Origin of the sequence: Rhodoferax sp. (assembly GCF_023700745.1) — a bacterium.
Taxonomy (GTDB): Bacteria; Pseudomonadota; Gammaproteobacteria; order Burkholderiales; family Burkholderiaceae_C; genus Rhodoferax.
Genome location: NZ_JAMPYG010000001.1, coordinates 1 through 26,437 on the forward strand (window position 1 = coordinate 1; position 26,437 = coordinate 26,437).

Below are 26,437 nucleotides of genomic sequence, written 5' to 3' on the forward strand. Positions count from 1 at the left end.
GGGGCCGGGCTCGCCATTCTTCTCCACGCCCATGTTGCCGGTGGCCACGCCTCTTACCGCAGGTAAGTTCCCGTCCTTGGCACCGGCTTCGTCGTAGAGCACTTCGGCGGCGGCAAAGCCGGGGAAGATTTCGACGCCCAGGCTTTCGGCCTGTTGGGCCAGCCAGCGCGTCAGTGCGCCCAGGCTGATGATGTAGTTGCCGTGGTTCTGGCTGCATTCGGGCAGGAACATGTTGGGCGTGTGGTAGCCAGTGGTCTGCGAGAGGAACATCATGGCCTCGTCGGTGACGGGCTGGTTCAGGGGCGCACCCATGGCTTGCCAGTCGGGGAACAGCTCGGTCAGCGATCGGGGGTCGAGCACCGCACCCGAGAGGATGTGGGCGCCGGGCTCGGAGCCTTTTTCCAGCACCACCACCGACACCTGCTGGCCTTTCTCGCTGGCCAGTTGTTTCAGGCGGATGGCGGTCGAGAGGCCGGCGGGGCCGCCTCCGACCACGACCACGTCGTATTCCATCGATTCTCGGGGACCGTATTGGGTCAGGATGTCTTGGGGGGTCATGGTAGGACTCGCTTTATCAATTGATTAAACTCAGGCTCGGCAAGATCGGCTAAAACAGTTGTGAATTGTCTTCGAATAAGCCGGATTTTAGGCAACAGTTTGACCGCCCTGAAACGATCCTTCAATTGACGATCAAGACATGACCATCGCTTGCAATATTGACACCTCCTGCCGGTTGGCTTTGATGACCAGAACCGGGGCCGTAAGCACCGCGGCTGACGATGGTTTTCCGGTGTAAGCCTGCATGTTGACCGGTGTGATCGCGGGCCTGGCAGCAGGCGCCTTGTGGGGCCTGGTGTTTGTGGTACCACGTTTGACGCCGGGTCTGAGTTCGGTGGATCTGACTGCGGGGCGCTTCATCAGCTATGGCGGTATGGCGGCGTTGGCCATGCTGCTGACCTGGCGCCGCCATACCTGGCCCACCGCCCGCCAGGCGGTCAGTGCTTTGGGCATGAGCCTGCTGGGCGCCACCGGCTACTACCTGTTGTTGGCGCAAAGTATTGTCTATGCCGGTACCGAGGTGCCCACACTCATCATTGGCACCATTCCGATCTGGGTCATGCTGCTGGGCAAGCCTGCGCGTCTCAAATGGACGGGTTTGTTGCCGGGGCTGCTGCTGACTTTGAGCGGGTTGGCACTGATGATGCAGTCGACATTGAGCCATGCAGCGCAATTGCCAGCCGGGGGCGGCCAATTCTGGTGGGGCGTGCTGCTGGCGTTGGGCGCCATGTTGTGCTGGACCGCCTTTGCCTTGATGAACGCGGCCTGGTTGAAACGCCACCCCGAGGTCAGCGCCACCGAATGGACCAATTGGCTTGGCGTGGCGACCGGCGTGGGTGCTTTGCTGTTGTGGTTGTTGCTGGGTTCCGATCGACAGGCCCTGTCCAGCCTGGACAATCAGGCGCTGATCGCGATGGCCTGTATTGGCACCGGCATTGGCTCTGGCTGGGTTGCCAGTATTTTGTGGAATATGGCGAGTCAACGCCTGAGCGTCAGTTTGTGTGGTCAATTGATCGTGAGTGAGACCTTGTTTGCCTTGTTTTATTCTTTTGTTTGGGACGGTGTCTGGCCTGCGGCTGCGCAAGCCTGGGCGGCTGTATTGTTCACGCTGGGCATTTTGGCCTCGATCAGGGCGCATCGCTGATGGACTGGCAAACTTTTACCCCGGCGCGGGGCGGCTTGCGCCGCTGGCTGCAGGCCTCGGGCTCACTCAGTGCGCGGCTCGCGGCGACCGGCCAGGTTTTCAGTGTGCAGGTGCTGCGGCAGGGGCGTCAGCCGCTCACGCCCGATGAGTCGCTCGCTTTGGGTTTGGCCGGGTACCGCATGGGCTATGCACGTGAGGTCGTGTTACGGGTGGATGACCAGCCGCTGGTATTTGCCCGCAGTGTGACAACGCATGCCGACTCCGTTGGAGCCTGGCGCTCGGTACGTGGTTTGCAGAGCCGGCCGTTGGCCGATGTGCTGTTCAAGCGTTCCGGCATTTCGCGTGCCCCCCTGGCATACAGACAACTCCAGCGGCACAGCGCCTTGCAGCGGCATGTCGACCGATCCTGGCTGGCCGCGACGGGTTTTGCCTTGAGCCACCAGGCCTTGTTCGCGCGCCGTTCGGCGTTTACCCGCCATGGCGCGGCGCTGCTGGTGATGGAAGTGTTTGCCGCTCCTGCGCGCTGCTGGCGTTGGCCAGAGGATGCAACGTTGAAAAATATCAAACCAAGGAGATTGCGATGAAATATGACATTCCAGAACAAAAAAAGCTGGTGTTCGAGATGGTGATTCCGATCCGCTGGGGCGACATGGATGCCATGGGCCATGTCAACAACACCACCTATTTCCGCTACCTGGAGACCTGCCGGATCGACTGGATGCGGGCCACGGGTGGCATGCCCAATCCGATTGGTGAAGGGCCGGTGATCGTGAACGCGTTCTGCAATTTTTACAAGCAGCTGGAGTACCCTGGCGATGTGTTGATCAAGATGTACGTCAGCGACCCCGGCCGCACCACGTTCGAAACCTGGGCCACCATGGAAATGACCGATCAGCCCGGCGTGATTTGCGCTGCGGGCGGGGCGACCACAATTTGGGTGGATTTTCCAAAGCAGAAAGCGATGGACCTGCCGGACCGAATACGCGCCCTGGTGTCGTGAGGCCGCAGGCCAGCGGGCTTGTGGCGCTTACTTGGAAAAATGCCCTGATGCAATCAGGCGATCCACCTCGAGTTCGGCCATGGCCCAGTCATCGACAGGGTTGCCGGGAGCGAAGCCACGCCGTTGCGCCACATAAAAAGCGGCCACTTCAATATAGTTGTGACGCTGCTCGGCAGTCACGGCGTGCAGCGTGGCAGTTGGTGTGGCGCTTGTTTTGACGGGAACCGATTTTTTGGCCGGGACTTTTTTGACGGCTGCCTTGGGTACTGCGTTTGTTTCTGTCGCTGACACGGCGAGAGTTTTTTTGGCAGCTGCCTTTGGCTTGGGCGAGATTTTTGTGGTGGTTGTGCCTGTTTTGGCGGGGCTTGATTTTTTTGCGGTAACCATGGGTTTTTCCTTGGGTTCGAATTAGCCTGACATCAATTTGTGCACCAGATCACCGGTATTGGATGCCTTGTATTTTCGCATCAGACGGGCGCGGTAAATTTCGACGGTACGGTGACTGATTGCAAGCGCTCTGCCGATCTCTTTGCTGGTCAGTCCATCCATCAACAAGGCCGCTACTTCACGTTCACGGGCTGTCAGTTCGGCCTTGACCGGGCGTCTGGCACTCAAGTCTTCAAAAGTCCAGATCCCGGCTTCATGCGGCGCAGCCTGATTGAAGGCGTGGCCGGTGACGTGACACCAGAAGGTTTCACCCTTGAAGCGGCCTGCCACCCGTTTCATGATACGGTCATCTGCATAGGTGCCGTTGCGGTTGAGCAGCGGCGCGATGCGCTGGCCGGTGCGCTCGAACTCAAGGGCGCTGGGGTAAAGTACCTGGAAGGATTGGCCAATGAGTTGATCGGGCGCGGCACCAAACATTTCGCACAGGTGCCGGTTGCAGTCCACCATGATGCGGTTGCGCGACAGGGCCAGCCCCACAGGGGCCATCTCGAAAGCGAGCCGGTAATTGATGTCCATGGTGTCAAGAGCCGCTTGTTAGGGTTTATCCGTTAAGAAAAACTACGTATTTAGTTAAGTAGTATCGTACAGTTTCTTGGCAGTTCAGGACAAACTTTCATTGGAGACTTCAACGTGAACAAAATATATCCTTCCGCAGCCCTGGCGCTGAAAGACATTGTCAGCGACGGCCAGTTGCTGGCCGTCGGTGGCTTTGGCCTGTGCGGCATCCCCGAAGCCCTGATTGACGCCCTGCGTGACACCGGGGTCCGTGACCTTACCGTGATTTCAAACAATGCCGGCGTGGATGGTTTCGGCCTGGGCAAGTTGCTGGAAACACGCCAGATCAGCAAGATGATTTCGAGCTATGTCGGTGAGAACAAGGAATTCGAGCGCCAGTACCTGGCCGGTGAGCTGCAACTCGAATTCACCCCCCAGGGCACCCTGGCCGAGAAACTGCGCGCCGGTGGCGCCGGCATTCCGGCGTTTTACGTGCGAACGGGGGTGGGCACGCTGGTGGCTGAAGGCAAGGAAAGCCGTGTCTTTGATGGCCATGTCCATATTCTGGAACAGTCCCTGGTGCCCGATGTGTCACTGGTGAAGGCCTGGAAAGCGGACAAGAGCGGCAACTTGCTGTTCCGTCGTACCGCGCGCAACTTCAATCCGGCGGTGGCCATGGCCGGCAGGATCACCGTGGTGGAAGTTGAGGAAATCGTGGAAACCGGTACTTTTGATCCCGACAGCGTGCACTTGCCCGGCATTTACGTGAACCGCATTGTGCTCAATGCCACGCCTGAGAAGCGCATTGAAAAGCGCACCATCACCGAAAAATCTAACAAAGCAGGAGTTTGATCATGGCTTGGACACACGACGAGATGGCCGCTTTGGCCGCCAAGGAATTGCAGGACGGTTTTTATGTGAATCTGGGCATTGGCCTGCCTACACTCGTGGCCAATTTTGTCTCGCCGGACATCGAGGTCTGGCTGCAAAGTGAAAACGGCATGCTGGGCATTGGCCCGTTTCCTACCGACGACGAGGTGGATGCCGACCTGATCAACGCCGGCAAGCAGACCGTCACCACCATCCCCGGCTCCAGCATCTTTGGCAGCCATGACAGCTTTGCCATGATTCGCGGCGGCAAGATCAACCTGAGCATTCTGGGGGCCATGCAGGTCAGCGCAAGCGGCGACCTGGCCAACTGGATGATTCCGGGCAAGATGGTCAAGGGCATGGGCGGTGCCATGGACTTGGTGGGTGGTGTGAAAAGTGTGGTGGTGCTGATGGAGCACGTCGCCAAAAAGAAAGACGGCACGATCGATCTGAAAATTTTACCCAGCTGCACTTTGCCGCTGACCGGCGTCGGCGTGGTGGACCGCATCATCACCGACCTGGCTGTGATGGATGTCACGCCGCACGGGCTCAAGGTGGTGCAGCTTGCCCCGGGTGTGAGCATGGAAGAGTTGCAGTCCAAGACGGGCGTACCGTTGCACTGATCACTCGATCCGACCCAGGTCGAGTGAAGGCTTGGGCAGTCTGCTGCGCGCCACATGGCGCAGCAGCACAGTGAGCCCCAGCGCGGCAACTGTCAACCCCAGTACCAGCGCAATCCAGAAACCCTGGGCGGCCATGGCCTGTGCCGGTGCCCAGGGGGCCCAGGTTGGCGCCAGTCCCAGGATGTAGCCCAGTGGCAACGAAAATACCCAGAAGGCGGTCAGGTGAATGACCATGGGTGAGCGGGTGACCTTGTAGCCGCGAATGGCGCAACTGGTCACCACCTGGGTCGCATCCGAGAGCTGGAACAGGGCTGCCAGCATCAGCAGCTGCGCGGTGAGCGCAATCACCGCTGCATCGCTGGTGTAGGCCCGGGCGATCTGCTGGTTCAACAGGGCCATCAGCGTGGCCGACATCACCGCAAAACCCAGACCCAGTGCCACGCCCACCCAGGCCTGGTAACGCGCCAGCACCGGGTTGCCTGCCCCCAGCGACTGTCCGACACGGGTCAGCAGTGCCAGCCCCAAGCTGAGCGGGACCATGAAGACCAGTGACGTGAAATTGAGCGCGATCTGGTGTGCCGCCATTTGTGTGCTGCCAAATTCGGCAATCAGCAGGGCAATCAGGCTGAAGGCACTGGCTTCGGCAAAATAGGTCACCCCGATCGGCAGCCCCAGCTTGAGCAGGCTTTTGATTTGCGGCCAGTGCGGTGGCTCAAAGTGTCCAAATGGCCAGCTGGCGCGGTACGCCGACGAACGTTGCATCCACCACAGCAAGGCCAGCAAATTGAAGGTCACCGAGATCAGCGTGGCCCAGGCACAACCCAGTCCGCCCAGTCTGGGAAAGCCAAGCAGGCCAAAGACCAGCAGACTGTTGACGATGATGTTGAGTCCCAGCGACAGCAGCGCAATCACCATCAACGGCTTGGTTTGGTTGATGCTGGTGCTGTAGCCATAAAGCGCCCGGTAGCAGGCAAAAAGCGGCATGGCGACGCTGGTGATGCGGACAAAACCAAGCGCCAGTTCGTGCACATAGGGTTCCAGCGTCATGTGGTCAAACAGCAGGGCTGCCAGGTTCGCCACAGCGGCAGCCAGCAGACCCACGGCCAGTGCTTTCCACAACGCCTGCCGCACCACATGGGGGACCCGTGTCAGGTCACCTGAGCCCACCTGGTGTGCCACCACCGGGTTGATGGCCATCATTACCCCCATCATGCTGATGATCAGCATGTTCCAGATCGAGACGCCCAGCGACACGCCAGCCAGATCCTGCGCCGAGGCATGGCCGGCCATGGCTACCTCGACCACCGCCATGCCCACGTAGGCCAGTTGTCCCACCAGAATCGGCCAGGCCAGCTGCCACAGGCCACGCAGTTCGGTACTGAGCCGGTTGCGCTGCGCCGGGTTGCGCACGAGATGTTTGAGAGGGGTTAGCAAGATGGTTCGGCTTAACGTCCGCGCATGAACAGCGTATCGAGCGCGCGCAGGCTGATGGGCCGCCAGGTGGGGCGACCATGGTTGCACTGGTCGCTGCGCTCAGTGGCTTCCATCTGGCGCAACAGCGCGTTCATTTCCTCCAGCGTCAGTTGCCGGTTGGCACGCACCGCGCCGTGGCAGGCCATGGTGCCGAGCAGTTCGTTGTGTGCGCGTTGCACCACGGTACTGGCTTCATGCCGGCACAGCTCGGCCAGCACACTGCGCGCCAATTCGACCGCATCACCTTGCGCCAGTGTGCTCGGAACCGCACGCACAGCCAATGTTTTTTCCGAGAATGGCGTGACATCAAGTCCTAGCAGATGCAGTGTGGCGGCGTTGGCCTCTGCGGTGGCGACCTCAAACGTGGTTGCTGCAAAGGTGGCCGGGATCAGCAGGGGCTGGCTGGGCAGGCTGGCGGTGCCCTGCGTCTGCGACCACTGTGCCTTGAGCCGTTCATAAACGATGCGCTCGTGCGCTGCATGCATGTCGACAATCACCAGGCCCTGGGCATTTTCCGCCAGAATGTAAACGCCCTTGAGCTGCGCCAGAGCCCGGCCCAAGGGCCAGTCATGTGCTGGCTGCGGTGCTGCAATTGGGGGGGGTGGGACTGTCCATAGAGCCTCCATGTCACTGACCCGATGACCCACCGGGTCTGGAAAACGCATCGCTGACTGACCCCAATCGCTGACCTGGGCAGGGGCGACAGGTTTGTCCACAACGGCGGCGTTGTCTTGCGTCGCATGCCCGGCACGCGGTGCCGCCAACGCACTTTCAACCGCATGGCGCACCGCCTGGTGCACCTCGCGGCTGTCGCGAAAGCGCACCTCGATCTTGGTGGGGTGCACGTTGACGTCGACCCGGGTCGGGTCAAGTGTGATGTAGAGTGCATAGACCGGCTGGCGCTGGCCGTGCAGCACGTCTTCATAAGCGCTGCGGGCAGCGTGGCTGATGACCTTGTCGCGCACGAAGCGGCCGTTCACATAACAGAATTGCTGGTCCGAGCGGGCGCGGGCAGCATCTGGTATGCCGGCACGACCCCAGACCTTGATGACGGGCGCATAGTCTGGGCGGCCCGGTGTGGCGCTGGTGGAAAAATCGACCCAGACCGAGCGCTCGACAAAGTCGCTGCCCAGCACATCGGCCAGGCGCTGCTCCAGCGCCGGCAGATGATCCAACGCACCGCAGCGCCGCCATTGCTCGACCGGCTTGCCTTCATGCCAGATGGCAAAACCGACATCGGGCCGCGCCAGTGCGTGGCGGCGTACCGCCTCGACGCAATGCGCCAGCTCGGTGGCATCGGTTTTCAGGAACTTGCGCCGTGCGGGTGTGCTGAAAAACAGCTCCTTGACCTCGACGGTGGTGCCGGTGCTGCGTGCCACCGGTGAGATCTCGCCGGTCTGGCCTTCGAGCAGGTAGGCGTGGGCCTGGCCACTGACGCGCGACAGCAGGGCGCAGTCGGCGATGGCATTGATGGCGGCCAGCGCCTCGCCGCGAAAACCCATGGTGCCAACCGACTCAAGGTCGGCCAGGCTGCCGATCTTGCTGGTGGCGTGGCGCTTGAGTGCCATCGGCAGTTCTTCGGGCAGGATGCCCGCGCCGTCGTCTTCGACGCTGATCAGACGCACGCCGCCGGCCAGCAGCCGCACCGTGATCTGGCTGGCCCCGGCGTCGAGGGCATTGTCCACCAGTTCGCGCACCACCGAGGCGGGCCGCTCCACCACTTCACCAGCGGCAATCTGGCTGATCAATGTATCCGGCAGTTCCCGGATGGGGCGGCGGGGACTATTTACAGGAGAAGTTGTATCAATGTTCACCCGGCCATTTTAGGTGTCCGGGTGTTGGGCAAACTGCGCTGTTTGCCCATTTTCAAGGGTTAAATCAATCCGCTCGCCGATGCCAGCAGGTAGCCCATGACGCACGAGGTGGCCACGCCGATGAGCCCCGGAATGATGAAGCTGTGGTTGATCACATACTTGCCGATGCGGGTGGTGCCCGAGCGGTCAAACTGGATAGCGGCCAGATCGCTGGGGTAGGTGGGCAGGATGTAATAGCCATAGGAGGCGGCAGCAAACGCCACGATGTAGCCGGGCGGTACGCCAATGGCCAGACCCACCGGCACCATGGCGCTGATGGCTGCGGCCTGCGAATTCACCAGCTTGGACACCAGCAGCAGGGCGATGGCGTAGGTCCAGGGTTGGGTCTGGACCAGTTCAGAAAGCGCAGTTTTCAACTCGGGCAGGTGGGATTCGAACACGGTGTCGGCCATCCAGGCGATACCAAACACCGCCACCACGGCGATCATGCCAGCGCGAAAGACCTCGGTTTTGCCAATGGTTGACGGATCGGTTTTGGTGAACATGATCATCAGGGCGCCGGCCAGCAACATGAACATCTGGATCGTGAGCACCATCGACAAGGGCTTGCCGTCGAAGGCCGGACGCAGGCTGGGGTAGGCTCCCAAAAAGGCCACCAAGGCAATGGCACCGAGGAAAATCCACATGGCGGTCCATTGGTCTTTACTCAGCGTTTTGCCCATCAGCGTCGTGCTGTCGCCATAGACAATCTGACGTTGTTCCGGATCGGCAATGCGTTTCTGAAATTCAGCATCCTGGTCCAGCTCTTTGCCGCGGAACCAGCTGAAGATGCCAATGATCAGCACGCCGGCCAGCGTGGAGGGAATGGTGATGGACAGCACCTGGATGAAGTCAATCACATGGCCATCGACCGGCACCTTGGCCAGAAACGCCACCAGTGACACCACGGCCACCGACACCGGACTGGCCAGAATACCCATCTGGCTTGAAATGGACGATGCGGCCATCGGCCGTTCCGGGCGGATGTTGTTCTTGATGGCAATGTCGTAAATGATCGGCAGCATGGTGTACACCACGTGGCCGGTGCCGCACAGAATGGTCAGGAAACAGGTCACGAACGGGGCCAGGATCGAGATGTATCTGGGGTTGCGGCGCAGTACTTTTTCAGCGCCCTTGAGCATGACCTCCAGGCCGCCCGAAGCTTGCAGCGTGGCAGAGGCCGCCACCACCGCGATGATGGTCAGCATCACATCGACCGGTGGCTTGCCGGGTTTGAGGCCAAAGACAAAGGTCATGATGACAATGCCGATACCGCCCAGCAGCCCCAGCGCCACGCCGCCCTTTCTGGCACCATAAAACAGGCAGACCAGGATCACGATCAGTTGCAGAAATATGTCCACGTGCATCTCCTTCTAAGAAGGTTCTACTTTAATGGTGATTAGGGTAAACCCTAGGTTTTGGTTTCTGCTTTGCTTGATGCAAATCAAACACCAATCAGAAATGTACTAATTAGTTCATTTTTGTGGTGGGTTGGCGTGCTGGTTGCATCCAAACTGAGGTGTGTGCTTGCCGGGGATAATGCCGATCCATGGAAATCATCTCTTTTCTTCTTGACTTCATTCTCCATGTGGACAAACACCTGGAGGCCTTCGTGCAGAGCTACGGCATGTGGGTCTATGCGCTGCTGTTTTTGATCATCTTTGTCGAGACGGGCGTGGTTGTGATGCCGTTTTTACCCGGTGATTCGCTGTTATTTGTGGTGGGCGCCATGTGTGGTGTCGGGCTGATGAGCTATCCACTCTCCGTGGGCTTGTTGTTTGCTGCGGCCGTGCTGGGCAACCAGTCCAATTACACCATCGGACATTACTTTGGACCCAAGGTGTTTGGCTGGGAGGACTCGCGCTGGTTCAACAAGAAGGCCTTTGACCAAGCCCACGCCTTTTATGAAAAATATGGTGGCATCACCATCGTGGCGGCGCGCTTTATGCCTTTTTTGCGCACTTTTGCGCCGTTCGTGGCGGGCGTCGCGCAAATGACGCGCAGCCGGTTTACGTTTTTTGATGTGCTGGGTGGTGCGCTTTGGGTGGGCGGCATCGTCACCGTGGGCTATTTCTTTGGCAACATTCCGTGGGTCAAGCTGCACCTGGACAAGATCATCTGGGCGATGATTCTGGTGCCGGGTTTGGTGGTACTTTATGGTGCCTGGAAGGGACGAACAAAGATCGCTTGACTTTGGATCAGGTGCCTGTTTTCAGAAATAGATCCTGATCCGGCGCAAAGTTGGCGTGCAGCGGCATCAGCGCGCCGCCCAGTGCCCGCGCATCGGGACCGACCTCACCGGCGATCACATTGGCTTGCCACAGGCCCTCCCAGTTGTAGCGTTCCAGTGCTTGCCTGGTTTCTGCAATCAACAGTGTCAGCAAGGGGCGACAAAAAGAGCCATCAATCACGACGGCTTCGATGTCCAGAAACGCGGTGCCACTCACGACGGCATGTGCCAGCGCGTTGGCAGCCTGTTTGACCCAGGCGCGGGTTTCAGGCTCGAAGCGGGCTGTTAGCGCACGCTTGTCGTAAGCCGCATGCGGGTCGAGTCCCTTGGCCATCAGCCGGTGCTCAAGTTCCCAGAGGGATGCGTGGTGGATCAGTTGCGTCGGTGTTGTGTTGTCTTGCGCCAGACTGGAGGGCAGGGAAGCCACGGCGCCTGCATTGCCATGGACACCACCGTGCAAATGCGAGTTGATGACCAGGCCACCGCCGACAAAGGTATCGACAAACAGATACAAGAAATTCTTCAGGTCGCGCCCGCGCCCTGCCACCAGTTCGGCGACGCAGGCCGCCGAGGTGTCCTTGGCAAAGCCGACGGGCACGTCCGTCATGGTCTGTACCTGGGCACGCAGGTCGATCTGGTTCCAGGCTTCTGACTGGGCCTCTGACAGGCCCAGAATCTTGTGCCAGCCGCCGAGTTGAAAAGGGGCCGCCACGCCGACGCCGATCAGACGGTTTTTCAGCTTGCCAAGCTGATCGCGCATGGCGTTGAGTCGCTGATGGATATCGGGCAGCAGGGTGCTGGCATCCGGGAACACGTAGTCCAGGCTCTGGCGCTGGCGCACCTGGCCGGCAAAATCGACCAGCAACCAGTCTGCACGGCGCCGGCCGATATTGATGCCAATGGAGAAAGCACCGTCAGGATTGAGCGACAGCGGCACGGAGGGCTGGCCGATGCGCCCGCGCACTGGGGCTTGTTTGAGAATCAAGCCGTCTTCTTCGAGCCGGGTTGTGATCAGTCCGATGGTTTGTGCTGTCAGGCCTGTCAGTCGGGCCAGATCGGCTTTGGGCAAACTGCCGTTCAGGCGAATGGCCTGCAGTACCACCCGTTCATTGAACTGGCGCATGCCTACATGGTTGGAACCGCGCGGGCGCAGCAGCGTGGGGCTTGCAACCGGAGGGGCAGGGCGGGAGGGTGTCATGGACGCAGATTTTCGCCGATCACACCCTTGCGCAATATAAAGTTGCCAAATGGCTGCTTTTCGCCTGTGAGGACGATGGCATAGGCGGCGCGGGCACGCGTGTAAAAAGCAAAACGCTCGACCGGTTCGACACTTTGACCGGGCAACAAAGCGGGAGCGAGGAGCGCAATCACCTCGCGCTGCAGGGCGGAGCGGTAACTGTCAGACTCGCCAACCACCGCCATGAAGGCCGCCGGGTGCGCCACGTCTGTTGCCAGCGGCAGCAGCGAACTCACCGCCTGCACCGCGTCCAGCATCGGGACACCGGACAGCCGGATCACCGGCTTGCCTGCTGCAATGCTTTGGGCGGTGAAGTTGGCGTCGGCCAACACCAGGGCGTCGTCATGGCCCATTTCCATCATGACTTTGAGCAGCTCGGGGGTGAGCAGGAGGCTGATACCTTTAAGCATGGGCGTTGGCGGGGAGTTCGTCCACCGTCTTCGCACCGGTCATGACCGCCACGGTGTCGCTCATGCTGATGGTTTTGGGGTTGACCACGGCGGCGCGTTTGCCGAGCCGCTGGATGTGGATGCGGTCGGCCACCTCGAACACATGCGGCATGTTGTGGCTGATCAGAATCACGGACAAGCCCTTGTCACGCACCCGACGGATCAGCTCCAGCACCATGTTGCCTTCCTTGACGCCCAGGGCGGCGGTGGGTTCGTCCATGATGACGACGTGCTGGGCAAAAGCCGCGGCGCGGGCCACGGCGACGCACTGGCGCTGGCCGCCTGAGAGGGTTTCCACCGCCTGGGTCATGGAGCGGATGCCGACCTTGAGTTCCTGCATCCGGGCAATGGCCTGGGTCAACATTTCCTTCTTGTCCAGCAGGCGCAGCAGTTGGCCCACAAAGCCGGGCTTGAGCAGCTCACGGCCCAAAAAAAGATTTTCGGCAATGCTCATGGCCGGGGCCACGGCCAAATCCTGGTAGACGGTCTCGATGCCGGCGCGGCGCGCGTCGATCGGCGACTTGAAGCGCACCGGCTTGCCGTCGAGCAGCAGTTCGCCTTCGTCGGGCACCGTGGCGCCCGACAGCGCCTTGATCAGCGACGACTTGCCGGCGCCGTTGTCGCCAATGATGGCCATGATTTCACCGGCACGGAGTTCGAAGTCGGTACCGTCAAGCGCCGTGACCTGGCCATAGCGCTTGACAATGCCCTTGGCCTGCATGATGAGGTTGGGTTGGCTTGCAGTGTTCATCAACGTGCTCCCTTGCGCGACATCTGGTCGGCAGCGACTGCCAGAATCACCAGGATGCCGGTAATCAATGTCTGGTAAACCGAGGCCACGCCCATCAGGGTCAGGCCGTTGCGGAACACGCCCACAATCACGGCGCCCACCAGCGAACCCAGAATAATGCCGCGCCCGCCGAACAGGCTGGTGCCACCCAGCACCACCGCCGTGATGGCATCAAGGTTTTCGGTCGTACCCGCATTGGGGTCACCGACACCGGTGCGGGCGACCGAGAGCAGGGCGGCAATGCCGTAAAACAGACCGGCCAGCGCATAGACAAACAGCAGCACGCGGTTGACGTTGATGCCGGTCAGGCGCGCTGCTTCGGGGTTGTTGCCCACGGCGTAGAGATGGCGGCCGGGTGCGGTATCGCGCAAGACAAACCAGGCCAACGCATACAAACCCAGCATGGCCACTGTCCCCAGACTGACTTCGGTGCTGCCCAAATTGAAGGTGTTGCCCAGGAAAGTCATAGCCGGGGGCAAGTCGGTGATGGTTTGTGCCTCGGAATAAATCTGGGTGATGGCAAAAGCAATGTTCAGCGTGCCCAGGGTCACGATGAAGGGCGGCAGCTTGATGCGTGTCACCAGCAGGCCGTTGAGCAGACCGAAGCCCGTGGTGACGGCCAGTCCGCAAAGAATGGCCGCATAGGGGTCGATGCCGTAATTGACCGCAAATTTGGTCATGACCACACCGCCCAGGGCCATCACCATCCCGCACGAAAGGTCAATCCCCGCGGTCAGAATGATGAGCGACTGGCCGATGGCGATCACGCCCACCACCATGACCTGCTGTAGCACCAGCGAGAGATTTTCGCCGCTCAAAAAGCGGTCGGACTGGCTGGTGAAAAACAGGCAGGTGACCGCCAGGGCGATCCACGGGCCCAGTGCACCCCAGGGAATGTTGGTCTTGTTTGTCGTGGCCATCAGGGACTCCGGATTCAAGTGAATGGATAGCCCGGTCGTTGCAGACGCACGCCGGGTAGTTTGGGGTTGGTTTACTTGTTGCCCCAGCACTGGTCCAGACCGAGCTTGGTGTCCTTGCTGTCCACGCCGGCCACGGCCTTGGCCGCGATCAGCGTCACGCCGGTGTCTGTGTAGCCCGAGACTTTCTTGCCAGTTTTTGCGTATTCCACGCCGGCGGCCACGCCCATTGAGGCCATTTTGAGCGGGTATTGCTGCGAGGTGGCGGTGATGATGCCGGCCGCAGTGTCCTTGATGCCTTGGCAGCCACCGTCCACCGACAGGATCAGCACGCCTTTTTCCTTGCCCGCTTTTTTCAGTGCGTTGTAGGCACCGGCAGCCGCCGGCTCGTTGATGGTGTAGACCACGTTGATGCCGGGGTCTTTTTGCAGGCAATTTTCCATCGCAGTCTGGCCCTTGGCACGGTCACCATTGGTGTCATTGGCGCAGACGATTTCCGGCGCGGTGGAAAGCTCGTTGGACTTGGCGTCGTTGGCCTTCAAACCGAAGCCGGCCAAAAAGCCGTTGTGCCGCTGCGCGCCCACCGGGTGACCGGGGAACAGGTCAAGCATGGCGATCTTGGCGGGCTTGCCAGCCAGGGCGGCTTTGGCGTATTGGCCAATCAGCACACCGGCCTTGTAGTTGTCGGTGGCAAACAGCGCGTCGGCCCCGTCAAACGGGCTGTCCAGCGCAATCACTTGCACACCCTTGGCCTGAAGTTTCTTCACCGTCGGGATGATGGCGTCGCCCGCCGAGGTGATCATGATGGTCTTGGCACCGGCCGAGGCCATGTTTTCCAGCGCGGTGATCTGACCCGCAGTGTCGCCGTCGATTTTGCCTGCGGCCGACATCAGCTTGGCACTAGCCTTTGCGGCTTCGGCCCTGGCACCTTCCTTCATCTTGACGAAAAACGGGTTGGTTTCGGTCTTGGTGATCAGGCCGATGATGGGTACATTGGCAGCGAAGGCGGCGCTGGTCGCCAGGGCCAGTGTGCTCAGCAGCAGGGCGTTTGAGAATTGCATTGTGGGACTCCTCGATGAAGGTGGCGGGGTTCGGTCGTTGGCAGGGGCATGGTGCGACCTGCGGGAAATTACGCTTGTGAAGTTGGCGTGGCTGAACTATAGTCGCAATGAAGTTATTAAATCAAGTTGTTTTAATTATGGAAAACCCTAACATGATGCAAATAAATTCTTCGATTCAGGTGGCCACGGCGGGCGAAGCCCTGATTGATCTGATTAACAACGCCGATGGCCGGTTTGAGCCCTGCCTGGGTGGCGCGGTCTACAACCTCACGCGTGCCATTGCGCGCCAGGGCGTGACCACGCTGTACCTGAATCCGCTGTCGCGGGACCGTTTTGGTCGCCGCCTGGCGCAGGGTTTGCTGGACGATGGTGTCCATCTGGCAGCGCCGCAGGCGGTCCAGGAGGTGACCTCATTGGCGGTGGTGAATGTCAACGCGCAGGGCCATCCCGACTACGCCTTTTACCGTGAAGGCGTGGCCGACCGTGCCACCTCGGCAGACGCCCTGACACAAGCCTGTGCGCCGCTGGACAATTTGTCACTGGTCTGCACCGGCGCGCTGGCCCTGTCGCCCGATGATGCCGAGATCTACCTGCCCTGGCTGGCAGCCCAGCGCCAGGCCGGCCGCACGGTGGTGATCGATGCCAATCTGCGCCCCTCGGTCATGCCGGATCTTGAAAAATACCGACGCCATGTACTGGCTGCGTTGCAATACGCTGATGTCATCAAGGCCAGCGACGAAGACCTGGTTTGTCTGGAACTGCCGGGGGACGGCGCCCTTGCCCAGGCGCAGCACTTGTTGCAAAGAAGCCGTGCCAGCGTCATGGCGCTGACCCTGGGCCCGGAGGGGGCGGTCTTGCTGACACGCCATGGCCAGGTGTTCGCAGCGCGTGAAATGGAACCGATTGTGGTGGTGGACACGGTGGGTGCCGGTGACTGTTTTCTGGCGGGTCTGGTGGTGGCCATGCTGACGCACCAATTGCCCTCGAACTGGGGTGCCAGTGCTGTGTCTGCCGAGGTGGCCAGCCAATTGCTGACCAGTGCCATCGCCAGCGCCAGTCTGTGCGTGATGCGCCGTGGCTGCGTGCCGCCGACACGCGCAGAGGTGCTGGCGCGGCTGGCAGGAGTGCCTTATTCCTTTACCCGTTGAGCTGCTGATAGAACCGTCTATCGTGTTGTCTTCAGCACATCGGTTGCCCGCCCTTTGTCAGCAGCGCGTTGCGCAATTGATGGTCTCCGGGACTCGGAAAATTCTGGGTCTGGTGGCACCGCCGGGGGCCGGTAAATCCACCCTGGCCGCGGCTCTGATGGCGCATCACCCCCAACAGGTGCAAGGGGTGCCGATGGATGGTTTTCACCTGGCCAACAGTGAACTGGTGCGTCTTGGGCGCGAGCAGCGCAAGGGTGCGCCCGATACCTTTGATGCTGCGGGCTTTGTCAATCTGTTGCGTCGCCTCAAGAACCAGTCAGCTTCTGAGACCATTTATGCCCCCGAGTTCAGCCGCGATATTGAAGAGGCCATTGCCGGTGCGATCGCCATTGAGCCAGACACGTCCCTGGTCATCACGGAAGGCAATTACCTGCTGCTCGATGAACCGCCCTGGGTCGAGGTGCGTGAGGTGGTGGATGAAATCTGGTACCTGGATGTGCCGGACGAATTGCGCCTGGAGCGCCTGCTGGCGCGCCATATACGGTTTGGCCGCAGTCGTGCGCAGGCGCTGGACTGGATTGCCCGCACCGACGAGCCCAATGCCATGCGGATTGCCGCGACGCGTCAGTATGCAGACGTTTGCGTGCCGTGGGTCTGAATCAGGTTGACCGGTTGCGTGCCAGCGGCGGGTTTTTGGAGAAATAGGCTTCAATGCCGCGCATCAGGGCATCCGCCAGTTGTTCCTGGTAAGCATCGCTGTTGAGCTTGGCCTCTTCATCGGGGTTGCTGATAAAGGCGGCTTCGACCAGCACACTGGGAATATCGGGTGCCTTGAGCACAGCAAAGCCGGCCTGTTCAACGCGCGGCTTGTGGAGTTTCCCGACGCGGCCAATCTCCTTGAGCATGGCGCCGCCCAACTGCAGACTGTCCTTGATCTGAGCGGCCGTGCTCATGTCGAGCAGGGCGCGCTTGACCTGGGCATCTCTGGCGCGGACGTTGAGTCCACCCACTATGTCGGCCTTGTTTTCCTTGGCCGCCATCCACCGGGCTGCGCTGCTGGAGGCGCCGTCCTGGCTTAGGGCAAAGACGCTGGCACCCTGCGGGCGCGGCGTGAAAAAAGCATCGGCATGCAGGCTGATGAAGAGGTCGGCCTGGACCCGGCGCGCCTTGTCGACCCGGGTGTGCAGCGGCACGAAAAAATCGGCATCACGCGTTAAAAAAGCCCGCATCGGATTGCCATTGCTGGAGGCGGCGTTGATGCGTTCGCGCAGGCGGTGGGCCAGGCGCAACACCACGTCCTTTTCCTGGGTGCCGCCGGGGCCAATGGCGCCGGGGTCTTCGCCGCCGTGGCCGGCATCAAGCGCAATGATGATGAGCCGGTCGGTAGCTGCCGGTGCCGGCGCGGTCATGCTTTGCGGCGCGAGCCGTTTGGCTTCTTTCTGCGGTACGGGCGTTTCTGGTGGGCGCACCTGGGATTTTTGTGCAATCAATTCGCCCAGCGGGTCCGCCGCTGGCGGTGTTGCGATGCGCGTGCTGGTGCTCTCCATGAGACGCTCGGCAATCAGGGCTTCCAGTGGATCCGCCACTTGTGTCGGGTACAAATCAAACACCAGCCGATGCTGGTAGGCAGCGACCGGTGTCAACGTGAATACCTGCGGTGCAATGGCCTGTTTGAGATCGAACACCAAGCGTACCACGCCGGGGCCAAACTGGCCGACGCGAATGCCGGAAATGGTGGGGTCGTTGGGGCCGACCTTGGCGACCAGTTCCCGTAGCGCCGGATTCAGGTCGATGCCTTGCACATCCACCGCCAGTCGCGGCGGATTGGGCACAAAAGTCTGGTTGAAACTCAGGCGCGCGTCGGATTCGATGGTGACGCGTGAGTAGTCGGGTGCCGGCCACACCCGCACCGCCACGATGGTGGCGCCACGGGCCAGATGCTGTGCGCCCAGCAACAGCACCAAGGTGCCCGACTGCAACAGATGGCGGCGTTTCATGGGCCTACTTTAGCAAGGTTGGGAGCTTCGAGGTGATGAAGCAAATGGGCCCCCAGCGTTGTTTGTGCCGTCAGCCTCACCCGGCGCGACGCATCATCATCCACTTCGAGACGCACCACCAGGTCGGCCTGTGGCACGCAACCGGCGGCTTTTTCGGGCCATTCGGCCAGTTTCAGGCCGGAGCTGGCAAAGATGTCGCGAAAGCCGGCGTCGGCCCACTCGCGCGGGTCGTTGAAACGGTAAAAGTCAAAGTGCCAGACATTGAGGCCAGGCGGTTCATAGGGCTCCACCACCGCGTAAGTCGGGCTTTTGATCCGTCCCTGCACGCCCAGGGCCCGCAGCAGATGTCGCACCAGCGTGGTCTTGCCCGCGCCCAGATCGCCCTGCAGTTCAATGTAGGCTTGGCGCAGTTCGGGCAGTGCCGCCAGCGCACGGGCAAATTTCTCAGTGGCGCTTTCATCGCGCCACAGCAGGGTTTTTACAATCGGCAGGTGATCAACACCATGCAGCAACTCAACGGCAGTCAATGGGTCTCCAGAATTCAGGATTGGGGGCGGGCATTGGGATTTTCACAAATTGGTGTGGCGGGTGTCGATTTAAGCGATGCAGAACCCGGATTATCGGCATGGCTGGCCGCCGGTTTCCATGGTGACATGTTTTACATGGCGGCGCATGGCCTCAAGCGTGCGCGCCCGGCCGAGCTGGTGCCGGGCACTTTGCGTGTGATCACTGCCCGCATGGATTATTTGCCTATCGACACGCCCGAGGGCTGGCAGGCCCTGGAGCTGGCGCGACTGAGTCGGCCGGCAGAAGGCATTGTCTCGGTCTATGCCCGTGGCCGCGATTACCACAAGGTCATGCGCCAGCGCCTGCAAAGGTTGAGCGACCAGATGGCGGCTGCTTTGGGGCCGCTGGGTTACCGGGTGTTCACTGACTCGGCCCCAGTGCTCGAAGTCGAGCTGGCCAGTTCAAGCGGGCAGGGCTGGCGCGGCAAGCACACACTGCTGCTGAGTCGCGAGGCAGGTTCGACGTTTTTTCTGGGCGAGATTTTTGTCGATATGGCTTTGCCCGTGACCGCGCCCGTGGTCAGCCACTGCGGCAGTTGCAGCGCCTGCCTGGACATCTGCCCGACCCGGGCCATCGTGGCCCCGTACCGGCTTGATGCCCGGCGCTGCATCTCCTACCTGACGATAGAACACGCCGGGCCCATCCCGCTGGAGCTTCGCCCCTTGATGGGCAACCGGATTTACGGTTGCGACGATTGCCAGCTGGTTTGTCCCTGGAACAAATTTGCCCAGCGCAGCGCCTTGCCCGACTTTGACGCCCGTGCCGGGCTGGCAGGCAGCCAGCTGATTGAACTCTTTGGCTGGACCGAAGAAGCGTTTTTGCGCTTCACCGAAGGTGGTCCGATCCGGCGCATTGGCCATGAACGCTGGTTGCGCAACATTGCGGTGGCGCTCGGCAATGCGCTGCGTGTGGCTGATGCGGAGTCAGCCAGGCCGTTGGTCACTGCGCTTGCGTCGCGAACCGAACATCCCAGTGCCTTGGTGCGCGAACACGTGGCCTGGGCTCTGGATCAGAAGAATTAATTGGAATCTGACCCCAATTAACTACCTAAATTTCCCGTCGGTTCACCTTACCCGCGCAGTGGCCGCCCCTGCCGGTTACCACGCGAAGCACATCACCGCAGTTCGATCGCAGCCAAATGAGGTGGCCATCCTTTGCAAGTGGCCAGGCGAAGCACGTCACCGCTGTTTGAACCTGCGTAGACTAAACAAACGCCCTCAAAACCCCGAGCGCCAATGGCAAACTCAGCATGCCGAGCAGGGTGGACAAAGTCACCAGGGCGGCCACATAGGCGCCGTCATAGCCCATGCGCGCGGCCAGAACATAGCAGCTCGATGCCGTCGGCAGGGCCGAGAACATCAGCAGAATGGTGGCTTGCACCTGATTCAGGCCAAACATCAGGCACAGGGCCAGCGCCCACAGCGGCATCAGCAAGTGACGAATCAACAGCACCGCGAGCCCCAGCAACTTGGCATGGTTCAGGGCCGCCAGTTGCAGGCCAGCTCCGGCAGCCATCAGGCCGAGCGTCAATGAGGCGCCACCGATGCGCGTCACGGTGGGCTCGGCCCAGTTCGGGATCGACAAACCGGCCAGGTTGGCCGCCAGGCCGCTGGCGGTACCAATGATCAGCGGGTTGCGCAGCAATTCACCGAGAAAACCGCGCTTGGCGTGACGCGCCATCGGCCACACGGCGCCGATGTTCATCAGCGGCACGCTGATCCCAATGAGCAGCGCAATCACCAGCAGGCCCGGGGGGCCAGTCAGCCGCTCGGCCAGTGCCAGGCCAATGAATGAGTTGAATCGAAAGGCAATTTGTGCGCTGGCGGCGTGCTGGCGTGCCGCCACATGACCTTTGAGTCCCGGCCAGTAGGGCACCGAGTAAGCCATGGCAATACCGCCCAGACCCAGCGCCCAGCCGGCTCCCACCAAGTTGCTGGCTGCGCTGAGGTCGAGTGGGCTTTTCAGGATGGAATGGAACAGCAGCACCGGAAAGAACAAAAAATACACCAGTTGCTCCACCTGCGCCCACACGGCACGGTTCAAGGGCGTAAAGCGGCAGATCAGGTAGCCGATCAAAATCAGCGAGAAATCAGGAAAGAGAAGTTGAGCGTAGTTCACGCCCTGAGAATAGCAGGACCGCCGGGTGAAAATTGTCGATCCTGACCGCAGGGGGCAGCTCGGCATAAGATCAGCGGTCTTCTGTTTGTACCCCAACCCATGCCCCAGCCCGCTGCCAATTCGAATGTTCCGGTCGTCAAAAAAGCGCCCGACCCGGTGATCGACACCTTCATTGACGCCTTATGGCTCGAAGAAGGCTTGTCCGGCAATACGCTGGCCGCTTACCGGCGAGACCTGACGCTGTTCGGCCACTGGCTGTCACGCCAGAACAGCAGCTTGCTGGGCGGAACCGAACTGCTGCTCAACAGCTATTTTGCCGATCAGCACGGCACCACCAAGGCCACCACCGCCAACCGTCGCCTGACGGTGTTCAAGCGCTTTTACCGCTGGGCTTTGCGCGAGCGCATGCTGGGCACCGACCCTACGCTGAAGCTGCAGGCGGCCAAGCAGCCCTTGCGCATGCCAAAAACCTTGACCGAGTCGCAGGTGGAGGCCTTGTTGAACGCGCCGGATACCTCCGAAGCGTTGGGCATGCGCGATCGCACCATGCTGGAGTTGATGTACGCCAGCGGTCTGCGGGTGAGTGAATTGGTGGGCCTGAAAGTGCTCAATGTGAGCCTGAACGACAACGTGCTGCGGGTGTTTGGCAAGGGCAACAAGGAACGCCTCGTGCCGTTTGGCGAGGTGGCCAGCCTGTGGCTGAAACATTATCTGGCGCAACCCAGAGCCGAGTTGTTGGCCGGCCATGCCAGTGAGGCGCTGTTTGTGACCCAGCGCGGCAGCACACCTGGTACCGCCATGAGCCGGGTCATGTTCTGGATGCTCGTCAAAAAATACGCGCTGCTGGCAGGCATCACGGCGCCGCTGTCACCGCACACGCTGCGCCATGCTTTTGCCACCCATTTGCTCAACCATGGCGCTGACCTGCGGGCCGTGCAGTTGCTGCTCGGGCATGTGGATATTTCCACCACCACCATCTACACCCATGTGGCACGGGAACGCCTGAAAACCCTGCATGCCCAGCACCACCCGCGGGGTTGAGCGCGCAGTTGCACTCAGCCGGTGGCGAGCTCGCCTGGCATCTGCAGTGCGGAGAGCTCGGTTTCGGTAAAACCGGCGGCACGGCGCGCTGTCAGGTTGAACGGGCCTTTGAGTTGCGGTGCTTGGTAGCGCTGTGCCAGCGCCGCATAGGTGCTGACCGGGTCGAGTTGGCGCGTCTCGCAAAGATAGTTGTACCAGCGGTTGCCAATGGCCACATGGCCGATTTCGTCGCGCAGGATGATGTCCAGTATTTTTGCTGCCGCCATGTCGCCCACTGACACAAGCCGGTTTCGTACCGCCGGCGTGGCATCCAGGCCGCGCGCCTCCAGCGTGCGCGGCACCAGCGCCAAGCGCGCCAGGAGGTCGTTTTGGGTGCGCTCCGCCATGTCCCACAAGCCGTCGTGTGCAGGAAAGTCACCGTAGCCGAAGCCCATCTGGTTGAGGTGGGCGTTGAGCAACTCAAAATGCAGGGCTTCCTCCTGGGCCACCCGCCACCAATCCAGGTAAAAGTCGGCAGGCATGTCAGTGAAGCGCCAGACGATGTCGAGTGCCAGGTTGATGGCATTGGCCTCGATGTGGGTCAGGGCATGGATCAGCCCGGCGCGGCCTTCCCGGGTGCCCACGGCACGGGTCTTGAGTTGGGAGGGGTGGACCAGCCGTGGGCGCTCAGGTCGTCCGGGCAGTCGGTCTGGCTCCGTGAAGGTTTCTGCCGGGTCCAGTGCGTACCGGGTTGCATCAAGTCCGCGCACCTGCACCGCTTTGTCCTGGGGCGCGTTGATTTGCAAGAGGCGCAAACAGGTCTGGCGCAAGTCGCCGGAAGGGGAAATGGTGTTGGGCGCAATCATGTGGTGTTCGGTTTACCTACAATTCTAGGTATATGAACCTGAAGGATCGCAATGGCAATCTATGAACTTGAGGGGGTGTCCCCGCAAATTGCTGAATCTGCCTGGGTGGCTGACAGTGCCGAGGTGATGGGCGACGTGGTGCTGGGTGAGGAGGTCAGTCTCTGGTTTGGCGTGGTGGCGCGGGGCGACACGGCGGCCATCCGGATTGGCGCGCAGACCAATATCCAGGACCTGAGCGTGCTGCACGCCGATGTCGGCTTACCGCTCACCATTGGCGCCGGGGTGACGGTGGGTCACAAGGCCATGCTGCACGGTTGCACCATCGGTGATGACAGCCTGATCGGCATTGGCGCGGTGGTGCTCAATGGTGCCAAAATTGGCAAGGGTTGTCTGGTCGGTGCGGGAGCGCTGGTGACCGAAGGCAAGGAATTTCCGGATGGCTCCATGATCATTGGCAGTCCGGCCAGGGTGGTGCGTCAACTCACCCCGGAGCAGTTGCAGGGCTTGCGTTTGAGCGCGCAGCATTACGTGGCCAACGCACGGCGCTTCAAGTCCAGCTTGCACAAAATTGCCTGATGGCACCGTACCATTCAATATAAGTCAGGAACGACGTTTGTCTGAAATTCACAAATTTATCTTCGAGGGCCTGCCGGTGCGCGGTGCCGTGGTGCGTCTGACCGATGCCTGGGTTGAGATCTTGCGCCGGCGCGCCAGCAATACCACCCATGGGGCCTACCCGCCGCCGGTGCAGGCCCTGCTCGGTGAGATGACCGCGGCTGCCGTGCTGATGCAATCCAATATCAAATTCAACGGCTCGCTGATCGTGCAGGTGTTTGGCGATGGCCCGGTCAAGCTGGCGGTGGTGGAGGTGCAAAGCGATTTTTCCCTGCGCGCTACCGCCACGGTCAACGGCGCACTCAGTCCGGACGCCAGTTTGAGCCAGATGGTCAATGCGGGTAATGAGGGCCGCTGCGCGATCACGCTTGACCCCAAAGACCGCCAGCCTGGTCAGCAGCCTTACCAGGGAGTGGTGCCGCTGTTTGGTGATAAACGTGAAAAGCTGGAAAAGTTCAGTGATGTGCTGCAGCACTACATGCTGCAAAGCGAACAGCTTGATACCACGCTGGTGCTGGCCGCTGACGACAAGGTGGCCGCCGGCCTGTTGATTCAGCGCCTGCCCATGGCTGGCTCGGCCAATCTGGCCGGCGCGTCCAGCCAGGCCGATGAAGACCAGATTGGTCTCAACGAACACTACAACCGCATCGCCCTGCTGGCAGCAAGCCTCAAGCGCGAAGAGTTGTTGACGCTGGATGTTGACACTATCCTGCATCGGCTGTTCTGGGAAGAACAATTGCTGCGGTTTGAACCCTTGCAAGGCGAGTCCGGTCCCCGTTTTGCCTGTTCCTGCAGTCGTGAACGCGTTACCAAAATGATGCTGGGCCTGGGGCAGGCTGAGGCTGACAGCATTTTGCAGGAGCGTGATGTGATCGAAGTGGGTTGTGATTTTTGTGGTCTGCAGTACCGCTTTGACGCCGTTGATACGGCCCAGATTTTCAGGGCTTCCCATTTTCCGCTGCCGCCATCGCCACTGCAGTGAGCCGGGCGGGACGTTGCCAGGAGCAGGAGACAGCATAGGCGCAGTGGTATACTCATTAAGCTTTGCGGCTGGGTCTGTTTCATCAGAACCTGTCGCCGAGTCAATCCGCAAACCAGTTTCATCAAGGTGTTGTCAGTTCCCTGGCAAAACGAACTGGATTTCAGACCTAACCTTTGGAGTATTTTTATGGCAGTTACTATGCGCGAGATGCTGGAAGCCGGTGTCCACTTTGGTCACCAAACCCGCTTCTGGAACCCCAAGATGGCTCCCTTCATTTTTGGCCATCGCAACAAAATCCACATTATCAACCTGGAAAAGTCGTTGCCGATGTTCCAGGAGGCCGCCAAATTTGCACGTCAGATTTCGGCCAAGCGTGGCACCGTCCTGATGGTTGGTACCAAGCGCCAGGCGCGTGAAACCGTGGCCACTGAAGCGCAGCGCGCCGGTGTTCCCTATGTTGATTCGCGTTGGTTGGGTGGCATGTTGACCAACTTCAAAACAGTCAAGACCTCGATCAAGCGTCTGAAAGACATGAAGATCCAGCAGGAAGCCGGCCTTGACAGCATGAGCAAAAAAGAACAGCTGATGTTTGCCCGTGAGCTCGAGAAGCTGGAAAAAGACATTGGCGGTATTCAGGATATGAGCACCCTGCCTGATGCCATTTTTGTGATTGACGTGGGTTACCACAAGATTGCCATCGCCGAAGCCCGCAAGCTGGGGATTCCGCTGATTGCTGTGGTGGATACCAACCATTCGCCAGAAGGCATCGACTACGTGATCCCTGGCAATGATGACTCTTCCAAGGCTGTGACGCTGTATGCCCGTGGCATTGCTGATGCCATTCTTGAAGGTCGCGCCAATGCGATGGACGATGTGGTCAAGGCGGTTGCTGAAGACAGCGCCGATGAGTTCGTCGAGGTCAATGAGGCTGCTGCCTGATTCGTTGGCGACCCCAATCCAAAGGGGGGCTTTGTTGCCCCCTTTTTTTAATTTCAATTGATAAACTGAACCAATTTCCGGAGAAAAAAATGGCTGTTATTACCGCAAGCATGGTGGCTGAACTGCGTGGCAAAACCGATGCCCCGATGATGGAGTGCAAGCGCGCCCTGACCGAGGCCGAGGGCGACATGGCCAAGGCCGAAGAGTTGTTGCGCGTCAAATTGGGCAGCAAGGCTGGCAAGGCTGCCAGCCGGATCACCGCCGAAGGCGTGGTGGTCTACGGTGTTGACGCCGGTGTCGGTGCCCTGCTTGAGGTGAACTGCGAAACCGACTTTGTGACCAAGAACGACAGTTTCCTGGCGCTGGCCAATGCGGCTGCGTCCCTGATCGCCAAGCACAACCCGGCTGATGTGGCCGCTTTGGGTGCCCTGGCTTACACGCAGGACGGTTTTGGTCCGACCCTGGAAGATGTGCGCAAGGGACTCATCGGCAAGATTGGCGAGAACATGAGCTTCCGTCGTTTCAAACGCTTTGCCGGCGGCAACAAGCTGGCTTCTTACCTGCACGGCACCCGCATTGGTGTGGTGGTCGAGTTTGAAGGTGACGGTACTGCCGCCAAGGATGTGGCCATGCACATTGCCGCGATGAAGCCCGTGGCATTGTCGAGCGACGATGTGCCGGCCGAACTGGTGGCGCGCGAGCGCTCGGTGGCAGCCGCCAAGGCAGCCGAAGACGCGGCTGTGGCAACGGCTGCCGGCAAGCCTGTCCAGTCCGCTGAAATTGTGAACAAGCGGATTGAAGGTGGCGTGCAGAAATACCTCAAAGAAGTGTCTTTGCTGAACCAGACGTTTGTCAAGAACGACAAGCAGACGGTCGAGCAAATGCTCAAGGCGACAGCGACCACTGTCAAGTCATTCACGCTCTATGTGGTGGGTGAGGGCATTGAGAAAAAGGTGGACGATTTTGCCGCCGAGGTGGCTGCCCAGGTGGCTGCTGCGCAACAGGCTGCCTGATCGGACTCTTGTCGTTTTATTGAAT

At 60.4% G+C, this 26,437-nt stretch carries 30 protein-coding genes; 15 read left to right on the forward strand and 15 right to left on the reverse strand.

The genetic code is table 11. The features are described 5' to 3' along the window. Nucleotides 1–558, reverse strand: a 558-nt coding sequence (locus tag NDJ10_RS00005) for an NAD(P)/FAD-dependent oxidoreductase (protein WP_296158973.1), incomplete at its 3' end; no start/stop codon positions are given. A gap of 244 nt (nt 559–802) precedes the next feature. On the opposite strand from NDJ10_RS00005, the gene NDJ10_RS00010 reads away from it, so the two are divergent. The 3 genes from NDJ10_RS00010 to NDJ10_RS00020 are packed head-to-tail and all read left to right on the forward strand — an operon-like array spanning nt 803 to nt 2,702. Beyond that, entirely contained in the window at nt 803–1,702 is a 900-nt protein-coding gene (locus tag NDJ10_RS00010; protein WP_296158974.1) for a DMT family transporter, read from the forward strand. Continuing rightward, on the forward strand, nt 1,702–2,286 hold the full coding sequence (locus NDJ10_RS00015) for a chorismate lyase (RefSeq protein ID WP_296158975.1): 585 nt from the start codon (nt 1,702–1,704) through the stop codon (nt 2,284–2,286). The genes NDJ10_RS00010 and NDJ10_RS00015 overlap by 1 nt, the downstream gene beginning before the upstream one ends. Further along, the gene (locus NDJ10_RS00020) at nt 2,283–2,702 is read left to right on the forward strand and encodes an acyl-CoA thioesterase (RefSeq protein WP_296158976.1); all 420 of its coding nucleotides are present in this window, start codon (nt 2,283–2,285) and stop codon (nt 2,700–2,702) included. Before NDJ10_RS00015 ends, NDJ10_RS00020 begins: the two co-directional genes overlap by 4 nt. Nucleotides 2,703–2,729: 27 nt before the next feature. Here NDJ10_RS00020 and NDJ10_RS00025 read toward each other — a convergent pair whose 3' ends face one another. Next, entirely contained in the window at nt 2,730–2,882 is a 153-nt protein-coding gene (locus tag NDJ10_RS00025; protein WP_296158977.1) for a DUF2934 domain-containing protein, read from the reverse strand. A 10-nt stretch (nt 2,883–2,892) separates the two neighbouring features. On the opposite strand from NDJ10_RS00025, the gene NDJ10_RS00030 reads away from it, so the two are divergent. Beyond that, the gene (locus tag NDJ10_RS00030) at nt 2,893–3,114 is read left to right on the forward strand and encodes a hypothetical protein (RefSeq protein ID WP_296158979.1); all 222 of its coding nucleotides are present in this window, start codon (nt 2,893–2,895) and stop codon (nt 3,112–3,114) included. Here the strand turns inward: NDJ10_RS00030 and NDJ10_RS00035 are convergent. Continuing rightward, entirely contained in the window at nt 3,111–3,665 is a 555-nt protein-coding gene (locus tag NDJ10_RS00035) for a PAS and helix-turn-helix domain-containing protein (RefSeq protein ID WP_296158980.1), read from the reverse strand. The genes NDJ10_RS00030 and NDJ10_RS00035 overlap by 4 nt on opposite strands. A 114-nt stretch (nt 3,666–3,779) precedes the next feature. On the opposite strand from NDJ10_RS00035, the gene NDJ10_RS00040 reads away from it, so the two are divergent. Together NDJ10_RS00040 and NDJ10_RS00045 are read left to right on the forward strand one after the other, a co-directional pair. After that, entirely contained in the window at nt 3,780–4,496 is a 717-nt protein-coding gene (locus tag NDJ10_RS00040) for a CoA transferase subunit A (RefSeq protein WP_296158981.1), read from the forward strand. 2 nt (nt 4,497–4,498) lie between these two features. Beyond that, nucleotides 4,499–5,137 (forward strand): 3-oxoacid CoA-transferase subunit B, encoded by a 639-nt coding sequence (locus tag NDJ10_RS00045; RefSeq protein ID WP_296158982.1) that lies wholly within the window; start codon nt 4,499–4,501, stop codon nt 5,135–5,137. On the opposite strand, the gene NDJ10_RS00050 is transcribed toward NDJ10_RS00045, so the two are convergent. The 3 genes from NDJ10_RS00050 to NDJ10_RS00060 form a co-directional block, all read right to left on the reverse strand. Next, nucleotides 5,138–6,571 carry an MATE family efflux transporter gene (locus tag NDJ10_RS00050; RefSeq protein WP_363318676.1) on the reverse strand — a complete coding sequence of 478 codons (1,434 nt, stop codon included), beginning with the start codon at nt 6,569–6,571 and terminating at the stop codon, nt 5,138–5,140. An 11-nt stretch (nt 6,572–6,582) separates the two neighbouring features. After that, nucleotides 6,583–8,418 (reverse strand): DNA mismatch repair endonuclease MutL, encoded by a 1,836-nt coding sequence (gene mutL / locus NDJ10_RS00055; protein ID WP_296159402.1) that lies wholly within the window; start codon nt 8,416–8,418, stop codon nt 6,583–6,585. A 65-nt stretch (nt 8,419–8,483) separates the two neighbouring features. Next, nucleotides 8,484–9,830, reverse strand: coding sequence for an anaerobic C4-dicarboxylate transporter (locus NDJ10_RS00060; RefSeq protein WP_296158983.1), 1,347 nt, complete (start codon nt 9,828–9,830; stop codon nt 8,484–8,486). A gap of 182 nt (nt 9,831–10,012) precedes the next feature. On the opposite strand from NDJ10_RS00060, the gene NDJ10_RS00065 reads away from it, so the two are divergent. Further along, on the forward strand, nt 10,013–10,654 hold the full coding sequence (locus NDJ10_RS00065; protein ID WP_296158984.1) for a VTT domain-containing protein: 642 nt from the start codon (nt 10,013–10,015) through the stop codon (nt 10,652–10,654). Between the two features lie 7 nt (nt 10,655–10,661). Here NDJ10_RS00065 and NDJ10_RS00070 read toward each other — a convergent pair whose 3' ends face one another. The 5 genes from NDJ10_RS00070 to NDJ10_RS00090 form a co-directional block, all read right to left on the reverse strand. Continuing rightward, nucleotides 10,662–11,891: an ROK family transcriptional regulator gene (locus tag NDJ10_RS00070; RefSeq protein ID WP_296158985.1), complete on the reverse strand. Its 1,230-nt coding sequence runs from the start codon at nt 11,889–11,891 to the stop codon at nt 10,662–10,664. Further along, entirely contained in the window at nt 11,888–12,340 is a 453-nt protein-coding gene (locus NDJ10_RS00075; RefSeq protein ID WP_296158986.1) for an RbsD/FucU domain-containing protein, read from the reverse strand. The genes NDJ10_RS00070 and NDJ10_RS00075 overlap by 4 nt, the downstream gene beginning before the upstream one ends. Then, nucleotides 12,333–13,130: an ATP-binding cassette domain-containing protein gene (locus NDJ10_RS00080; protein WP_296158988.1), complete on the reverse strand. Its 798-nt coding sequence runs from the start codon at nt 13,128–13,130 to the stop codon at nt 12,333–12,335. Before NDJ10_RS00080 ends, NDJ10_RS00075 begins: the two co-directional genes overlap by 8 nt. Next, entirely contained in the window at nt 13,130–14,089 is a 960-nt protein-coding gene (locus NDJ10_RS00085) for an ABC transporter permease (RefSeq protein ID WP_296158989.1), read from the reverse strand. The genes NDJ10_RS00080 and NDJ10_RS00085 overlap by 1 nt, the downstream gene beginning before the upstream one ends. A gap of 71 nt (nt 14,090–14,160) precedes the next feature. Next, entirely contained in the window at nt 14,161–15,147 is a 987-nt protein-coding gene (locus NDJ10_RS00090) for a sugar ABC transporter substrate-binding protein (protein ID WP_296158990.1), read from the reverse strand. A 155-nt stretch (nt 15,148–15,302) separates the two neighbouring features. On the opposite strand from NDJ10_RS00090, the gene NDJ10_RS00095 reads away from it, so the two are divergent. Next, entirely contained in the window at nt 15,303–16,295 is a 993-nt protein-coding gene (locus NDJ10_RS00095; RefSeq protein ID WP_296159403.1) for a PfkB family carbohydrate kinase, read from the forward strand. Between the two features lie 22 nt (nt 16,296–16,317). Beyond that, nucleotides 16,318–16,953, forward strand: coding sequence for a nucleoside/nucleotide kinase family protein (locus NDJ10_RS00100; protein WP_363318677.1), 636 nt, complete (start codon nt 16,318–16,320; stop codon nt 16,951–16,953). Nucleotide 16,954: 1 nt separating this feature from the next. Here NDJ10_RS00100 and NDJ10_RS00105 read toward each other — a convergent pair whose 3' ends face one another. Next, nucleotides 16,955–18,292 carry an N-acetylmuramoyl-L-alanine amidase gene (locus NDJ10_RS00105; RefSeq protein WP_296158992.1) on the reverse strand — a complete coding sequence of 446 codons (1,338 nt, stop codon included), beginning with the start codon at nt 18,290–18,292 and terminating at the stop codon, nt 16,955–16,957. Further along, on the reverse strand, nt 18,289–18,783 hold the full coding sequence (gene tsaE, locus NDJ10_RS00110; protein WP_296159404.1) for a tRNA (adenosine(37)-N6)-threonylcarbamoyltransferase complex ATPase subunit type 1 TsaE: 495 nt from the start codon (nt 18,781–18,783) through the stop codon (nt 18,289–18,291). The genes NDJ10_RS00105 and tsaE overlap by 4 nt, the downstream gene beginning before the upstream one ends. 12 nt (nt 18,784–18,795) lie before the next feature. On the opposite strand from tsaE, the gene queG reads away from it, so the two are divergent. Continuing rightward, complete coding sequence (gene queG / locus NDJ10_RS00115; protein ID WP_296158994.1) at nt 18,796–19,881, forward strand: tRNA epoxyqueuosine(34) reductase QueG; 1,086 nt, start codon at nt 18,796–18,798, stop codon at nt 19,879–19,881. A 181-nt stretch (nt 19,882–20,062) separates the two neighbouring features. Here queG and NDJ10_RS00120 read toward each other — a convergent pair whose 3' ends face one another. Further along, a complete protein-coding gene (locus tag NDJ10_RS00120) occupies nt 20,063–20,977 on the reverse strand; it encodes an AEC family transporter (protein ID WP_296158995.1) in 915 nt (304 codons plus the stop codon). A gap of 99 nt (nt 20,978–21,076) precedes the next feature. Here NDJ10_RS00120 and xerD point away from each other — a divergent pair, with 99 nt between their 5' ends. Beyond that, on the forward strand, nt 21,077–22,018 hold the full coding sequence (xerD, locus tag NDJ10_RS00125; protein WP_296158996.1) for a site-specific tyrosine recombinase XerD: 942 nt from the start codon (nt 21,077–21,079) through the stop codon (nt 22,016–22,018). 14 nt (nt 22,019–22,032) lie between these two features. On the opposite strand, the gene NDJ10_RS00130 is transcribed toward xerD, so the two are convergent. Beyond that, a complete protein-coding gene (locus NDJ10_RS00130; protein ID WP_296158997.1) occupies nt 22,033–22,863 on the reverse strand; it encodes a ferritin-like domain-containing protein in 831 nt (276 codons plus the stop codon). Between the two features lie 51 nt (nt 22,864–22,914). Between NDJ10_RS00130 and NDJ10_RS00135 the strand changes: the two genes are divergently transcribed. The 4 genes from NDJ10_RS00135 (at nt 22,915) to tsf (ending at nt 26,412) form a co-directional block, all read left to right on the forward strand. After that, nucleotides 22,915–23,439 (forward strand): gamma carbonic anhydrase family protein, encoded by a 525-nt coding sequence (locus tag NDJ10_RS00135; protein WP_296158998.1) that lies wholly within the window; start codon nt 22,915–22,917, stop codon nt 23,437–23,439. A gap of 37 nt (nt 23,440–23,476) precedes the next feature. Further along, nucleotides 23,477–24,460, forward strand: a complete 984-nt coding sequence (locus NDJ10_RS00140) for an Hsp33 family molecular chaperone HslO (protein WP_296158999.1) — start codon at nt 23,477–23,479, stop codon at nt 24,458–24,460. A 186-nt stretch (nt 24,461–24,646) separates the two neighbouring features. Further along, nucleotides 24,647–25,399 (forward strand): 30S ribosomal protein S2, encoded by a 753-nt coding sequence (gene rpsB, locus NDJ10_RS00145; RefSeq protein ID WP_296159000.1) that lies wholly within the window; start codon nt 24,647–24,649, stop codon nt 25,397–25,399. A gap of 89 nt (nt 25,400–25,488) precedes the next feature. Beyond that, entirely contained in the window at nt 25,489–26,412 is a 924-nt protein-coding gene (gene tsf / locus NDJ10_RS00150; protein ID WP_296159001.1) for a translation elongation factor Ts, read from the forward strand. The last annotated feature ends 25 nt before the right edge of the window (nt 26,413–26,437 follow it).